Annotated in this window: 10 protein-coding genes and 1 pseudogene; 6 read left to right on the top strand and 5 right to left on the bottom strand. The window is 69.0% G+C overall.

From position 1 onward, the window contains the following. Positions 1 to 146: 146 nt before the first annotated feature. A pseudogene (locus OWC43_RS05125) lies at positions 147 to 1101 on the top strand (IS110 family transposase). A gap of 178 nt (positions 1102 to 1279) precedes the next feature. Here the strand turns inward: OWC43_RS05125 and OWC43_RS05120 are convergent. From OWC43_RS05120 to OWC43_RS05105, 4 genes are all read right to left on the bottom strand, one after another. Then, entirely contained in the window at positions 1280 to 1999 is a 720-nt protein-coding gene (locus OWC43_RS05120) for an alpha/beta hydrolase (protein WP_137827579.1), read from the bottom strand. Positions 2000 to 2176: 177 nt separating this feature from the next. Further along, on the bottom strand, positions 2177 to 3934 hold the full coding sequence (gene oxc, locus OWC43_RS05115) for an oxalyl-CoA decarboxylase (protein WP_137827580.1): 1758 nt from the start codon (positions 3932 to 3934) through the stop codon (positions 2177 to 2179). A gap of 274 nt (positions 3935 to 4208) precedes the next feature. Then, entirely contained in the window at positions 4209 to 5519 is a 1311-nt protein-coding gene (gene oxlT, locus OWC43_RS05110) for an oxalate/formate MFS antiporter (RefSeq protein WP_393955939.1), read from the bottom strand. A gap of 322 nt (positions 5520 to 5841) precedes the next feature. Next, a complete protein-coding gene (locus OWC43_RS05105) occupies positions 5842 to 6417 on the bottom strand; it encodes a TetR/AcrR family transcriptional regulator (protein WP_393955938.1) in 576 nt (191 codons plus the stop codon). A gap of 111 nt (positions 6418 to 6528) precedes the next feature. Here OWC43_RS05105 and OWC43_RS05100 point away from each other — a divergent pair, with 111 nt between their 5' ends. Then, positions 6529 to 7227 carry a glutathione S-transferase family protein gene (locus tag OWC43_RS05100; RefSeq protein ID WP_393955937.1) on the top strand — a complete coding sequence of 233 codons (699 nt, stop codon included), beginning with the start codon at positions 6529 to 6531 and terminating at the stop codon, positions 7225 to 7227. 172 nt (positions 7228 to 7399) lie between these two features. Here OWC43_RS05100 and oxlT (OWC43_RS05095) read toward each other — a convergent pair whose 3' ends face one another. After that, positions 7400 to 8695, bottom strand: a complete 1296-nt coding sequence (gene oxlT, locus OWC43_RS05095; protein ID WP_393955936.1) for an oxalate/formate MFS antiporter — start codon at positions 8693 to 8695, stop codon at positions 7400 to 7402. A 307-nt stretch (positions 8696 to 9002) separates the two neighbouring features. Here oxlT (OWC43_RS05095) and OWC43_RS05090 point away from each other — a divergent pair, with 307 nt between their 5' ends. The 4 genes from OWC43_RS05090 (at position 9003) to OWC43_RS05075 (ending at position 14709) form a co-directional block, all read left to right on the top strand. Further along, positions 9003 to 9389, top strand: coding sequence for a CBS domain-containing protein (locus tag OWC43_RS05090; protein ID WP_238307927.1), 387 nt, complete (start codon positions 9003 to 9005; stop codon positions 9387 to 9389). 47 nt (positions 9390 to 9436) lie between these two features. After that, on the top strand, positions 9437 to 9718 hold the full coding sequence (locus OWC43_RS05085; protein WP_137827613.1) for a hypothetical protein: 282 nt from the start codon (positions 9437 to 9439) through the stop codon (positions 9716 to 9718). 24 nt (positions 9719 to 9742) lie between these two features. Then, entirely contained in the window at positions 9743 to 11551 is a 1809-nt protein-coding gene (locus tag OWC43_RS05080) for a hypothetical protein (RefSeq protein WP_393955935.1), read from the top strand. A 167-nt stretch (positions 11552 to 11718) separates the two neighbouring features. Beyond that, complete coding sequence (locus OWC43_RS05075) at positions 11719 to 14709, top strand: response regulator (RefSeq protein ID WP_393955934.1); 2991 nt, start codon at positions 11719 to 11721, stop codon at positions 14707 to 14709. The last annotated feature ends 277 nt before the right edge of the window (positions 14710 to 14986 follow it).

Genomic DNA, 14986 nt, shown 5'->3' with positions numbered 1-14986 from the left:
AGATCGGGTCTGCGGCGACGGGTAGGACGCCGGCTTATCCTGGGGCCTTGCAGCCCGTACCTCAGCAGGGTTGCCTGCCTGTCCATCCAACGACCCCGGACAGTCGCTCGGGCCACCAGAGCCCGGTTGCGCAAGGGTGGGGCAGGATAGCGCTGGTGTGTGTCGGCATCGACGTGAGCAAGGAGCGGCTGGACGTGCATGTCCTGCCGCAGGGTCAGGCGTTCGCTGTGACGCGGGACGGGCATGGCCTGAGCGACCTGGTGGCGCGGCTTCAGGGCCTGTCACCGGACTTGGTCGCCATCGAGGCGACGGGTGGCTTCGAGACGGTGGCGGCAGCGGCCCTGGCCGGGGCGGGTCTGCCGCTGGTAGTGGTCAACCCGGCCCAGGTCCGGCACTTCGCCCAGGCCTTGGGCCAGCGGGCCAAGACGGCCCCCCTCATCCTGAGCCTGTCGAAGGATTGATGCGGCGGTGATCGCCCGCTTCGCGGCGGCCACCCAGCCGGCCGTACGACCCTTGCCGGACGCGGCCACGCAGATGCTGGCCGATCTCGTCGCGCGCCGTCGGCAGATCGTCGAGATGATCGCCGCCGAGAAGAACCGCGCCCACCGCACCCAGGTACCGCGGATCGCCAAGAGCATCGCCCGCCTGATCAAGGCTTTGGAAAAGGAGTTGGCCAGCGTCGACGGCGAGATCGATGACGGCATCCGCGGCTCGCCGGCTTGGCGGGCGACCGAGGATCTGCTCGCCTCGGTACCGGGGGTCGGGCCGGTCACTGCCCGCACGCTGCTGGCCGAACTGCTCGAACTCGGCCGGCTCGACGCCAAGCGGATCGCCGCGCTGGCCGGACTGGCGCCGTTCGTGCGGCAATCGGGCCAGTGGAAGGGCCGGGCGATGGTGGCGGGTGGGCGCAAGACGGTGCGCACCGCCCTGTTCCTGGCCGCCCTGACCGCTGCGCGTCACAACCCGGTGCTCAAGGCCTTCCGCGACCGGCTCGCCGCCCTCGGCAAGCCCAAACTGGTCGCCGTCGTGGCCGTAGCCCGCAAGCTCCTGACTATCCTCAACGCCATGATCCGGGATCAGAAACCATGGCAGACCGCTTGACCGCCAACACAGTCGCCGAGGTGGCGCTGCGAAGCGGCGCCCTCGAAGGAGGGCTCCAGGGATCGCAGAGACATCTGGAATCCTCCTTCGAGGCCGCTTCGCGGCACCTCAGGATGAAGGGGTTGGGTGGGATGAGCCAGTTGCACGGGCTCTCCGCATCTTCCGCCTGAGTTCCGACCTACGCGAAAAAGTCGCCGAGGAAGAAGTCCACCGCCTGGGTCACCACGCCCGGATCGTAGGCGTGCGGGCCGTCATACTCGACATAGGTGACGTCGTAGCCGGCCTCGCGCAGCAGGCGCACGTGGCGGCGGGCGCTGCGATCGATCCCGATCTGCTCGTCGCGGGTCCCGTGCGACACGAAGATCTTCGGGGCGCCGGCCTGCACCTGCACGGACATGAAGCCGGCCGACGACACGATGACGTGGCTGATCCGGTCGCCGTTGGTGAGGCCGAGGGAGAGCGCGTAGCTGCCTCCGTCGGAATGGCCGGCGAAGGCGAGATGGCGCGGATCGATCAGGAACCGGTCGGCGACCTCCGCCAGCGCCCGGTCGAGCCGTTCGCGATCCGGGCCGTTGCCGGCGATGACGAGATCCCAGGTCGGATGGAGCGATTGCGGCGCGAGCAGCAGGAAGCCCCGCGACCGGGCATGGCCTTCGAGCATCGGCAGGATCTTCTCCGCGTGCCCGCCGCCGCCGTGGAACAGCACCACGAGAGGGGTCGGCAGGCGCGGATCGACGTGCTCGGGCACGGAGAGAACGGCGTCGCGGATGTCGAACAGGCCGAGAGCATGGCGGCCCGGCGGCAGGGCGGGTTTCGAGGGCAGCCGCGGCAGGAAGGCGAGCCGTCCGGTCAGCCGCGGGTCGAGGGGAAGGGTCGGATCGATCGCGGAGGAGGCCATGGGGTGCTTTTCGCGCAAGGCCGGCCAAGCTGCCTGGCGCCCTGCCTTTTCGGGGACGAGGGTGCACCGGATGTCGCGGCGGGCGCTCGGAGGGCGGGTCGGGCCGGAAAACGAAGAAGACCGCGGCGCCTCTCGGCACCGCGGTCCGGTTTACTCAGGGACGGAGGCCCAAAAGTCTCAGGCCGTCTTCTTCTTCAGGGTGCTCTGCGGGTTGAGGCTGCCGATATTGCCGCTCTCGCTGCCGGCGGTCGGATCGATCACGGCATTGATGAGGGTCGGCTTGCCCGAGTCCATGGCTGCGTCCACGGCCCGCTTCAGCTCGTCAGGAGTGGTGACGTTGACGCCGATACCGCCGAAGGCCTCCATCATCTTGTCGTAGCGCGAGTCCTTCACGAACACGGTGGTTCCGGGATCGCGGCCGGTCGGGTCGGTGTCGGTGCCGCGGTAGATGCCGTTGTTGTTGAAGATCACGATGCAGACCGGCAGGTCGTAACGGCAGATGGTCTCCACCTCCATGCCGGAGAAGCCGAAGGCCGAGTCGCCCTCGACCGCCAGAACCGGCTTGCCGGTCTCGACGGCCGCCGCGACGGCGAAGCCCATGCCGATGCCCATCACGCCCCAGGTGCCGACATCCAGGCGCTTGCGCGGCTGATACATGTCGATGATGCCACGGGCGAGATCGAGGGTGTTGGCGCCCTCATTGACGAGGATCGCGTCGGGCCGCTCCTTGATGACGGTGCGCAGCGCGCCGAGCGCCGAATGGAAGCACATCGGCGACGTGTTCTTCATCAGCTTCGGGGCCATCTTGGCGATGTTGGCCTCACGCTTCCCTCGGATGGTCTCGAGCCAGCCCTGCGGCGCGCCCTTCCAGTCCTTGCGGATTCCGTCGAGCAGCGCCTCGACGCAGGAGCCGATATCGCCGACGAGCGGCGCGGCGATCTCGACGTTCGAATCCATCTCGCGAGGCTCGATGTCGATCTGGATGAAGCGCTTGGAGCCCGGCTCGCCCCAGGTCTTGCCCTTGCCGTGCGAGAGCAGCCAGTTCAGGCGGGCGCCCACCAGCACGACGACGTCGGAATCCTTCAGCGCGGTCGAGCGGGCGGCACCGGCGGAGAGCGGGTGGGTGTCGGGCAGGAGGCCCTTGGCCATGCTCATCGGCACGTAGGGGATGCCGGATTCCTCGACGAGCGCGCGCACCGCCTCGTCGGCCTGGGCATAGGCCGCGCCCTTGCCCAGCACGATCAGCGGGCGCTCGGCAGTCTTCAACAGGTCGAGGGCCCGGGCGACGGCGGACGGGGCCGGGAGCTGGGCCGGGGCCGCGTCGATCACCTTGACCAGCGACTTGGCGCCGAGACCGGCATCGATCACCTGCGAGAACAGCTTGGCGGGCAGATCGAGATAGACGCCGCCGGGACGGCCCGAGACGGCGGCCCGGATGGCACGCGCCACGCCGATGCCGATATCGGCGGCGTGCAGCACGCGGAAGGCGGCCTTGCACAGGGGCTTGGCAATGGCGAGCTGGTCCATCTCCTCGTAGTCGCCCTGCTGCAGATCGACGATTTCGCGCTCGGAGGAGCCGGAGATCAGGATCATTGGGAAGCAGTTGGTGGTGGCGTTGGCCAGCGCGGTCAGGCCGTTGAGGAAGCCCGGCGCCGAGACGGTGAGGCAGATGCCCGGCTTCTTGGTGAGGAAGCCGGCGATGGCGGCGGCGTTGCCGGCGTTCTGCTCGTGGCGGAAGGAGATGACGCGCAGGCCCTCGGCCTGGGCGAGGCGGCCCAGATCGGTGATCGGGATGCCGGGGACGTTGTAGATCGTCTCAATGCCGTTGAGCTTGAGCGCGTCGATGACGAGGTGGAAGCCGTCGGTCAGCTCCGCTTCCTCGTGGGGCATGGCGCCCGCGGTGATCGCGTCGATGTTCTGGGCCTGGACGGTCATGCGGCGTTCTCCCTTTTGGCTTGACGTGTTCGTCGCTGATTTTTTGGCGAATTGGGCCGGACGGGACCGCTCGGGGCGGTCCGCGGGTCTCGTCTCATCGGCACCGCGAGGGCCGGAGCCGCTCGTTCCGGCGGCAGGTCTTGTTGCGACAAGCTTGGTATACCAAATACCAATTGGCCGGTCAAACGAAACGCGCGGGGGTTCAGGCCGCGCGTTTCCAAGTGTTCTCGATGATGAGTGACCTGAAGGCGGTCCGACAGCGGCCCGCCGGGATTCAGGCGAGGCGGACGGCGCCGGCCTCCGTGACTTCGCCCGCCTCGGCCTCGGCGGCGAGATAGCGGCGGCGCAAAGGCTTGAGCACGAACATCGCCAGCGCGGCCGCCGTGATGTTGAGCGCAATGATGAGCGCGAAGACCGCCGACCAGCCATAGGCCGCCGAGAGCAGGCTCGCCATCGGCACGAGGAAGGCCGCGGTGCCCTTGGCCGTGTAGAGCAGGCCGGCATTGCTGGCGGCGAACTTCGAACCAAAGGTGTCGCCGCAGGTCGCCGGGAACAGCGAGTAGATCTCGCCGAACACCGCGAAATAGGCCGCGGTGGCGAAGACGAAGACGTAGGGATTGCGGCCGTAGCCGTACATCACCAGGCAGGCGGTCGCCGCGACCGTGAAGGCGATGAACATCGTGTTCTCGCGGCCGATATTGTCGGAAACCCAGCCGAAGAACGGACGGCCGAAGCCGTCGAGGATGCGATCGAGGGAGATCGCGAGCGTCAGAGCGGCCATCTGCAGGCCGAACAGGCTGACCGGCACATCGGCCACCTTGAAGTCGTGGGCGATCGGGCCGATCTGCGCCGCCGCCATGAGGCCGCCGGAGGCCACCATCACGAACATGGCGTACATCACCCAGAAGACGGGGGTGCGCACGGCCTGGCGTGGGGTGCGGTCCACCTTGGTCTGGGGCAGGCGCAGGCTCTTGCGCTTGACCGGGACCGCGACCGACGGCTTGCGCAGGAGGAAGGACAGGGCGATGACGACGAGGCCCTGGCCGATGCCGAAGGTGAGGAAGGCCTGCTCGTAGCCGTGCGCGGCGATCATCTTCGCGATCGGCACGACCGTGACCGCCGCGCCCGCGCCGAAGCCGGCGGCGGTGGCACCGGCGGCCAGACCGCGGCGATCCGGGAACCATTTCAGCGCGTTGCCCACGCAGGTGCCGTAGACCGAGCCGGCGCCGATGCCGCCGATCACCGCCGCCATGTAGAGCAGGAAGAGCGAATCCGCGTAGGCGTTCAGCACCCAGGACAGGGCGATCATGACGCCGCCGAAGCAGACCACGATCTTCGGACCGTAGCGATCGACGAACCACGTCTCGACCGGCACCAGCCACGTCTCGGTGGCGACGAAGATCGTGAAGGCGAGTTGGATCGCGGCGCGACCCCAATGATGCGTCTGGTCGATCGGATCGACGAACAGCGTCCAGCCGTATTGCAGGTTGGCGATCATCGCCATGCAGAGCACGCCGAAGGCGAGCTGCCACCACTTGGCGGACGAGGCGTCCCGCGCCTCCTGCGGTGCCGTCTGGCGTTCCATCCCGGTATTCCTCTTATGGCGTCCGGTGCCCCCGAGGCGGCATCATGCATAATCGCGCTTTGCATACAATATACCAGGAATAAAAAAGCAGGTCGAACGTGCAGACATGCTGTCCCTCATGGGACGGCGCACGCCTCCGCCACCCGTGACGGTCGGTGCAGACCCCTGCGCTTTCTCGGAAAGTCCGGAAGGAGGACGCAGGCCCGCGAGTCCTTGCGACCGTCGGGAACGTCAGACGGCATGCGACGGCCGAGCTTGGTCGTGTCGCGCCGTCGGCGCAGCGGAGACCGTCTGAAACGCAGGATCGGGCAGATGAATCCGGTCAGTTCGGGAGCAACCCCGCCGCGCGATAGCTCTGGATCAACGTGTCGAACAGGTGGATGTCCGAGCGGCTTCGGGCGACGATCTGGGCCCCGGCGACAGCGGCATAGATGGCACGGGCCTGCGACTCGCCGTCGGTCGGTTCGACCAGTCGCGCGGCGACCAGTTGCCCGCACAGCCATGCCGTGTTGACGTCGGCGAAGGCCTGCACTTCCTTCAGCACCGGCTCGGGCAATTCGTCGTATTCCGCAGCCATGAAGCTGCTGAGGCAGATCCGGTTGCTGCGCTCCAGCGAGAGCCGAAAGATCCCGGGATACTTCTTCAGTGCCTCAATAGGGCTCGGAGCGTTAGCCGAAATCGCCTCGAGATCGCGGGCAATGTCTTCCCAATAGCGGCGTGCCACCGCCTCACCGAGGAGAGCCTTGTTGGGGAAGTAGTAATTTATGCTCGCGGCCTTGATGCCGACGGCCCCGGCGAGGTCGCGAAAGTTCAAACCGCCATAGCCGTAAGCCATCGCGGCTTCCCGCGCGGCCGCGAGGATCGCTTCCCTGACATTGCCTTTCAGCGTCGCTGCCATCGCAACCTCCGTCTGCCATATGGCAGACAGGGGTTGACGTCACAAGGCATGGGTCGTAGCCCGCACCTGCCATCTGACAGACAGGTGGAATCTGCGGAAAGCGAGACGACGATGTCCGACAAGCTCAAGCTGTTCACCTCTCCCTCGGCCTTCCCGAATCCGCAGCGCTTGCGGCTCTTCATGCACGAGAAGGGCATCGCCGATCACTTCGACGAGACGATCTACGATATGTCGCCGGTCGGCGAGCAGCGGGGATGGAGACACCTGAAGATGAACCCTTGGGGCGAGACGCCGACCCTCGCGCTCGCCGACGGTTCCTACCTCAGCGAGACCACCGCCATCACCCGATACCTCGACGACACGTTCGAAGGCCGCAAGATCATGGGCGCGACGGCGCATGAGCGCGGCCTGGATCAGATGTGGGACAGCCGGGTGTGGGTGCACATCCTGTATCCCATCGTCACCGCCTTCCATGTCCAGCATCAGGGTTTGGGCCCGAAGCTCGAACTGACCCACAACCCCGCCTGGGGCGAGCATTCGCGCAAGGTGGCTCTGGCGCATGCGGGTCTCGTCGATCGGCATCTCGCCGACGGCCGCGCGTGGCTGCTGGGCGGCGATCAGCCGACATTCTCGGACATCACCCTGGCGACGGCGATCGCGTTCTCGAAGTTCCCCGTCAACGCGATGCCCCTCGACGAGCGCTTCGAGCATCTCGCTGCCTTCTGGCAGCGCTGGCTGACCCGGCCGGCATTCCTCTCGGCCTATGCCGATCGCAGCAGCGGCGTCGCGGAGATCGACAACCGCGCGTGATCGTCCGGTCGTCGATTTCGACGCCCGACCGAACGCGGCGCGGCGGGTCGGGGCGAAGGCACGGCCTACGCCTGCGCGACCCTGCCCGCGTCGCGCACGAAAAAGCGCGCCGGGCGTCTGTCGCCGCGGCGCGCTCCTCAGGTCCGGCCGGCGGGTGCCGGCCGGGAACGTGTCAGTGGGCGGTGGCCGTCTTCACCTCGGCCTCGCCGGCGGCCTGCGCCTTGGTGTAGCCCTGGCGCATCGGCTTGAGGACGAAGATCGCCATCAGGGCCGCCAGGATGTTGAGGGCGGCCGCCGCCAGGAACACCGCGTGCCAGGATCCGGTCATCGTGGTGAGGATGCTGGTATAGGGCACGATCAGCGCCGCGGTGCCCTTGGCCGTGTAGAGCAGGCCCGCATTGGTCGCGGCATATTTCGAGCCGAAGGTATCGCCGCAGGTCGCCGGGAACAGCGAGTAGATCTCACCCCAGGCGAAGAACACGAGGCCGGTCAGGATCACGAACATGAACGGGTCCTGGCCGAACTGGCTCAGCATGTAGATGCCGATGCCCTCGATGCCGAAGGAAAGGAACATCGTGTTCTCGCGGCCGATATGGTCGGAGATCCAGCCGAACAGAGGCCGGGTCACGCCGTTGAGCACCCGATCGATGGTGGCGGCGAAGGTCAGCGCCGGCAGGGTGATGCCGAGGAGGCTCACGGGGGTGTCGGCGATGTGGAAGTCTTTGGCGATGGGGCCGAGCTGAGCGGTCGCCATCAGGCCGCCGGCGGCCATCATGACGAACATCGCGTACATCACCCAGAAGATCGGCGTGCGCACCATCTCGGACGGGGCGTAGTCGCGCCGGCTCTGGCTGACGCGGGCGATTGCGGGCACGTCACCCTTCTTCGGTGCGGACAGGAGGAGCGCCACCGCCATCACCACGAGGCCCTGGCCGAGGCCGAACCAGAAGAAGGCGTGCTCGTAGCTGTAATGGTGAATGACCGCCTGGATCGGCACCACGGTCAGCGCCGAACCCGCGCCGAAGCCCATGGCGGTGAGGCCGGCGGCGAGGCCGCGGCGGTCCGGGAACCATTTGAGCGAGTTGCCGACACAGGTGCCGTAGACCGCGCCCGCGCCGGTTCCGCCGATGGCGGCGCCGACATAGAGCATGAACAGGGAGTCGGCATAGGCGTTGATCACCCAGGCGAGCCCGCAAAGCAGGCCGCCGACGAGGGTGACGATCCGCGGGCCGTACTTGTCGACGAACCAGCCCTCGATCGGCACCAGCCAGGTCTCGGTGACGACGAAGATCGTGAAGGCGACCTGGATCGCGGCGCGGTCCCAGCCGTGCCGCTCCTGGATCGGGTTGACGAAGAACGTCCAGCCGTACTGCATGTTGGCGATCATGCACATGCAGACGACGCCGAGAACGAGCTGAAGCCAGCGGTTCACGGGTGGGGATACGGGTGTCGCTGTGAGGGTGGACATGGACGTCTCTCCAGAGGCATTGCCCGGTTGTCCGGGCTTCTTCGGCCACGGGCCGGCGCAACACGGTCCTCGTGGAGAGGGCATGCGGGCACGGGTGGGTGGCCGGCAAGTTAATTCAGCGAGACGCGGATTAAGCATCAGGCTCAATCGTAGCACCCCGCTGACCGGCACCATAATTCAAAATCCAGAATTGACAACAGGTATTCTGTATACCAGTTTCCCGTCAGGGACGCCGCCAGAGCGCCCGGATCGGAGGAGCGCCGTGTCGGCATCGATGCGCCACGCTGCAGATTGCCCGGATGGAGGGGTGGCCCTCGGCCGGAACGCCCGCATCCGCACCCTTCACCGCGACCGCTCGGTGGCGGAGGCGATGCAGCTGCTCGCCGAGCCGGGCGTCGGCGCCGTGGTCGTGGTCGAGGGCGCGGCGGCGGATGCGCCGGTCACGGGCCTTCTCACCCAGCGCGACATCTTCCGGGCGGTCGCCGCCGAAGGGCCGGATGTCTATGGTCGCAGCGTCTGGCTCATCACCGACCACGATTTCCCCGCCGTCGATATCGGCGCTTCCCCTCAGGAGCGCATGCGCGCCTTCTGCGACCGGCAGGTCGATCACATCGCCCTGATGGAATCCTGCCGCATCAGTGCCATCCTGAGCATCTGGGACTGCGCGGGCGAACCTGCCGGAGCCGCTTCATGACCGACATTGCCTCGCCCCCTGTCCCCCCGCCGCAGCAGGCTCCCGAGATGAAGCACCTGACCGTCGTCGAATGCCCGATCGTCTTCCCCGGCGAGAACGAGTTCGGGATGTCGAGCGTCGACATGCTGCCCCGCCTCGGCATCGCTGCGGGCCTCGAGAGCCGCCATCTCCGCGTGCTCGACGAGCGGATCATCGCGGTCTGCATCTTCAAGAGCACCTTCTGCGCCAAGCTCTTCTTTGACGCCGCCTGGATCGAGCGGGCCGACACGCTGTGGGGCGACCGCTACCAGATCCGCTTCGAGGCGATCGACAACGCCTCGGCGGCCTGACCCCGGCGGCGCGGCGGACCCGCGATGGCCTCCCCCGCGCCCGTGAGTGAGCAGGAGGCCGAGAGCGCCTTCCACGCCTGGAATCCCGGCCTCGAACCCGGCCTGCCGCGGTCGCTGATGCCGCTCGCCACGCTGTTCCGGCCCGAGAACGTTGCGCTGCCGCTCCCCGAGATCCTGGAATTGTCCGATCTCAGCGGCCTGCCCCCGACGCGGCTCGCCCCTTTCCGGGCCGAGCGCCTGGCGGTGCACGAGATCCTGATCCGGGTGATGGCCGACCTGTCGGTGCCGGTCGGCGAGGTCTACGCCGATCTCGGCGTCAATTTCCGCGCCATGGTCGCCACCCTCCTGCGCGAGGGCGTGGCCCCGCGCATGGCGGAGGTGGAGGCCTGTCTCGACACGGTACGGTCGGAGGCCGCCTCGCGCCTGGCCGAGGAATTGTCGATTCTCCTCGACGAGCCGCCGGAACCGCCCCCGCCCCGCCGCCTGCTCGGCCTGCTGCCGCCGAAGCCCAGCCTTCCGCCGCATCCGGGCGATTGGCAGGCCCGGGCGCTCGCCCGGCTCGACGCCCGGCGCGAGACGCCCTGCGAGGCGGACGGGCCGGAGGGCGCGGTGCGGGATGCCCTCCGAACCGTCGTCTCCGCGGTGATCGCCCGGCAGGGAACCTTGATCCGCGATCGCGCCCTGCTCGCGCGCCTGGCCCTGATCCTGGTGGCCAACCGCGAGGGCAGCCGGCGCATCGGCGCCCTGATCGACCCCTGGGTGACGGCGGTGGCGCAGGCCCACGGCTACCGCCGGCTCGCCCCCCAGGCCGAGCCGGTGGTCATGACGGTGAAGGGCGCCTCGGCTTCGGGCAAGAGCACGATCCGCCCCTACCAGCGCGACCTCGCCGGACGGATCGGGGCGGGCTGGTCCGATTTCGCCGTCGTCACGCCGGATGTCTGGCGAAAGTTCCTGCTCGACTACGACAGCCTCGGCCCCCAGCGCCGCTATGCCGGGCCGCTCGCCGGGCACGAGGTCGAGATCGTTGATGCCAAGCTCGACCGGCACATCACCGCCAAGGCGGCGGCGGGCCGCCTCTCGCATCTCCTGATCGACCGCTTCCGCTTCGACAGCTTCTCGACTGAGCCGAACGGCGATGGCACCGGCCAGTTGCTGACGCGGTTCGGGCAGAGCGTCTACCTGCAATTCATGGTCACGCCGCCGGAGGAGACGGTGGAGCGGGCCTGGAAGCGGGGTGAGGAATTCGGGCGCTACAAGGCGGTGGAGGATCTGCTCGCCCACAATGTCGAAGCCTTCACCGGCATGCCGCGGCTGTTCTTCACCTGGGCGCTGCGCCGCGACCGGGCGGTGTTCTACGAGTTCCTCGACAACGGCGTGCCGAAGGGCGCCCGGCCATCGACCATCGCCTTCGGCCAGAACGGCGAGATGACGATCCTCGACGCCAGCGCCCTGATGGCGATCGAGCGCTACCGCCGGATCGACATCGGGGCTCGCGCGCCGGCGCAAGTCTATCGCGGTGCCGGGGCGGAACCGGAGCGCGACGCGGCCTTCCTCCGGGCGATCCTGCGCCGGCTCGCGGTGGTGCGCTTCGCCGAGCACGACAGCGGGCGGGTCTTCGCTCGCTTCGAGCAGGGTCGCCTCGTCGGCCTCGACCGGGCGCGCCTCGCCGCGATGCGCGCCGATCCGGCGGTGGCGCGGGCGCTCGCCGCCGCCGGCATCGCGGAGGGTCCGGAGCATCCCGGCCTGCCGGCCCTCGACGAGCGCCTCGCGCCCGGCGATGTCGCAACCTTGGGTGATTGGGGGCCGCGAAGGACAGCGTCCGGGCGGGCCTGAAACCGGCCTGAATACGCTCCACGCGCGCTCCGGGCTGTCATCGGGGCGGGCCTCCACCACCGGAGGGCGAAGCGTTAACGGCTGCTCGGGTAGAAGCGCCTCCGGATCGCAATGAGGGATGGCGTGGCCGCGTGATGACCGGAGGTATGCGCTCTCGACCGCTGATCGTGTCCTTTGCACGCTTCGTGCTGACGCTGATGGTGCCCCCGGTGGCCGTCGCGATCGTCGCCACCCATTGGTACATGGCGAGCGAGCAGGAGCGCGTGAGCCATACCCTCGCGCTGATCGGCGACGGCATCCGCGACCGGATCGATCACGATCTCGCCCGGATGGAGGCCATCGCCCGGACCCTGGCGGCCTCGCCCGCGATCGACGGCCCGGATCTGCGCGCGTTCCGATCCCAGGCTCTGGCCAGCGTCGGGCCCGACGACACGACCGTGACCCTCGCCGAGCTGGATGGACGCCAGCTCGTCAACACCCGTGCCCCCGACGACACGGCGCTGCCGACCATGGCGCAGCCGGAACTGCTCGCGCAACTCCTGGCGACCCGCCGGCCGGTGATCTCCGGCCGGAGCGTCAGTAGCCTGACCGGGCGTCCGATCGTCGAAGTCGTCGCCCCGGTGATCCGCGACGGCGTGATCGTGAAGACGGTCGCCCTGGTGACGCTCGCCGAGCATTTCGAGGCGCTGATCCGCAACCCTCACATCGCCGCCCCCTACTGGGCGAGCGTCCGCGACCGCGACGGCACCGTCGTGGCTCAGATCGGGCAGAGTGACCCGGCGGATCAGGGCGCGGACCGCGCCACTCCCGCCTCGACCGCGGATGCGGGCACCGGCGGCGTGCTGCGGATCGACGGCACCTCGCGCCTGTCCGAATGGCGCTTCACGGCCGGGGTCGCGCGGGATGCGCTGGAGGCGCCGCTCAAGCGCTCGCTGCTGCTGCTCCTGATCGTCGCCCTGGCCCTGATCGGACTCGGCGGCTGGTTCGCCCTCGGCATGGCCCGCCGCCTCGCCGGGGCCGCCGCCCGGCTCGCCGGAAAGGCCGAAGCGATCGGGCGGGGTGAGATCGTGACGGCCCAGGATTGCGCGATCCGCGAGATCCACGTCATCGAGCATGCCCTGGCCTCGGCCTCGCGCACCCTGTCCGAGCAGCGCGCCACCCTCGACGCCGCGCAGGCGGCTTTGGCCGCGCGGGCCGAATCGACCCAGAACCGCTTCCGGATGCTGGCCGACAATGCCGGCGACATCATCGTCCTGTTCGGCGGCGAGGCCTGTTCGATCGTCGACGTGTCGCCCTCCTTCGAACGGATGCTCGGCTACGACGAGGCGGCCTGCGCCACTCTCACACCCACGGCCGTCGTGCATCCGGAGGATGGCCGGGTCGTGGACGAGATGCGCGCCGCCCTGGCCGAGGGGCAATCCCCGGCCACCGGCCTGTTCCGTGTCCGCCACCGCGACGGCCACTGGCTCTGGCTCGAATGCGTGAGCAGCCGCATCGCCGGGGCGGCACCGGGCGAGCCCCTGGCCATCGCGGTGATGCGGGACGTGACCGCGCGCCTGCAGCAGGCCGACGAACTCCGCATCGCCTGCGACATGGCCGAGCTTGCCAAGGCGAAGGCCGAGAATGCCAGCCGGGCGAAGTCGGAATTCCTGGCGATGGTGAGCCACGAGATCCGTACGCCGCTGGCCACCATCCGCGGCTATACCGAGCTTCTCGGTGCGAGCGGTCCCCTGAGCGGCGACCAGGCACGCTGCCTCTCCCTGGTGAGCGAGGCCACCGGGACGATGCTGACGGCGGTGGACGACATCCTCGATTTCGCCCGGATCGAATCCGGCGATTTCCAGCTCCGGGAAGAGCCGTTCGGGCTCGTCGAGACGATCGAGAGCGTGACGGCCTTCGTCCGGCCCACGGCGGCCGAGAAGGGCCTGACGCTGGGGCTCAGCATCGACCCGACCCTGCCGAAGGCGGTGCGCGGCGATGCGCGGCGCCTGCGCCAAACGCTTCTCAACCTACTCAACGTCAACCTGCGCGAGCGCCAAGGCGGCCTCGTCACCCTCTCGCTCTATGCCCCGCACGGCGAGGAGAACCGGATCAGCTTCGCCGTGACCGGGAGCGGCGGCCATGCCCGCCCGACCGAACGGGACGGTCTCGGCCTCGCCATCGCCGGGCGCCTCATCGCCCGGATGGGCGGGCGGCTGGAGACGATGTCGATCGCGGGGGAATCGTCGAGCTATCGCTTCAGCCTGCGCCTGCCCGTCGCCGAGATCGCTCCGCCCCTCGCCGCGCCGGAGGCCGTCGCCGGGCCGCTCGAACCGACCGCGCCCGCCGCTGAACGGCCGGAGGTCCAAGCGTCGTCCACCACCGCAGCCTCGGTCGTCCTCCCCGCCGCCCGCGCGAACATCGCCGGCGCCCAGATCCTGCTGGTCGAGGACCACTCGATCAACCAGGAGCTGACCTGCCGCCTCCTCGAACAGGATGGTTGCCGGGTCGACGTGGTCGACGACGGCGCGGCCGCCCTGGAGGCGGTGCAGAGACGGGTCTACGACCTCGTCCTGATGGATGTGCAGATGCCCGGCATGGATGGGCTCACGGCCACCCGCCGCATCCGTGCCATGGCCCATCCCTGCCGCCACGTGCCGATCCTGGCCCTCACCGCCAACATCATGCCCGATCAGGTGCAGGCGATCCGGGACTCGGGCATGCACGGCTACATCGCCAAGCCCATCGACCGGGCCCAGATGCGCCGGATGATCGCCGACCACCTGCCGGCGGTGATGATGGCCGAGAAGCCGGTCGAGCGGTCGGCCCAGGCGAGCGAGCCCGGCCCGATCCCGGTCATCGACCGGGCTGCCTATGATCGGCTCGCGGCCTCGCTCGGAGGCGACAGCGCCCGCCGGGCGCTCCGGGGCTTCCTCGCCCTGCTCGACGCCACCTTCGCCGACCCGGCGACCCTTCGGACCGAGGCCGCCACCATCGCCGCCGGGGCGCGCCGCTTCGGCCTCATCGATCTCGCCGCCGCCCTCGACGGGCTCATGGCGGATGATGGCGCGCAGGCCCTGCGCCGGTGCCAGGTGGCCCGCGACCTCGTCGGCCGCGCGATGGACGAGCTCGTCGGCGTGGAGCCCATCGAGGTTTCCGCCCTGATTGCCCATCTCTGACGTCGCTCCGCTCCGACCGCGTCGGAGCGGAAACTCCGGGGCATCGATACCCTGCCCGGCGGACATGCCCAGGAGCGGCGAGGCGAAGGACCGCTTTCCGGCACGGTGCCCGGTTCAGGTCACGGCCTCACGGGGATGGGCGCTGGAGATTCGTCGAGGTGGAGACGCCGCGACGACGCCCCGCCTTGGCGCGCCCGCTCGCCGCTGCTATTCCCCGCCCTGCCATTCCCGACAGCCTTGCCGTGCGCCGCGCGAGCCCCGCTGAGCCGCGCCGTGC

Origin of the sequence: Methylorubrum sp. POS3 (assembly GCF_043352485.1) — a bacterium.
GTDB lineage: Bacteria > Pseudomonadota > Alphaproteobacteria > Rhizobiales > Beijerinckiaceae > Methylobacterium > Methylobacterium suomiense.
This window is presented reverse-complemented; position numbering and strand designations above follow the sequence as displayed.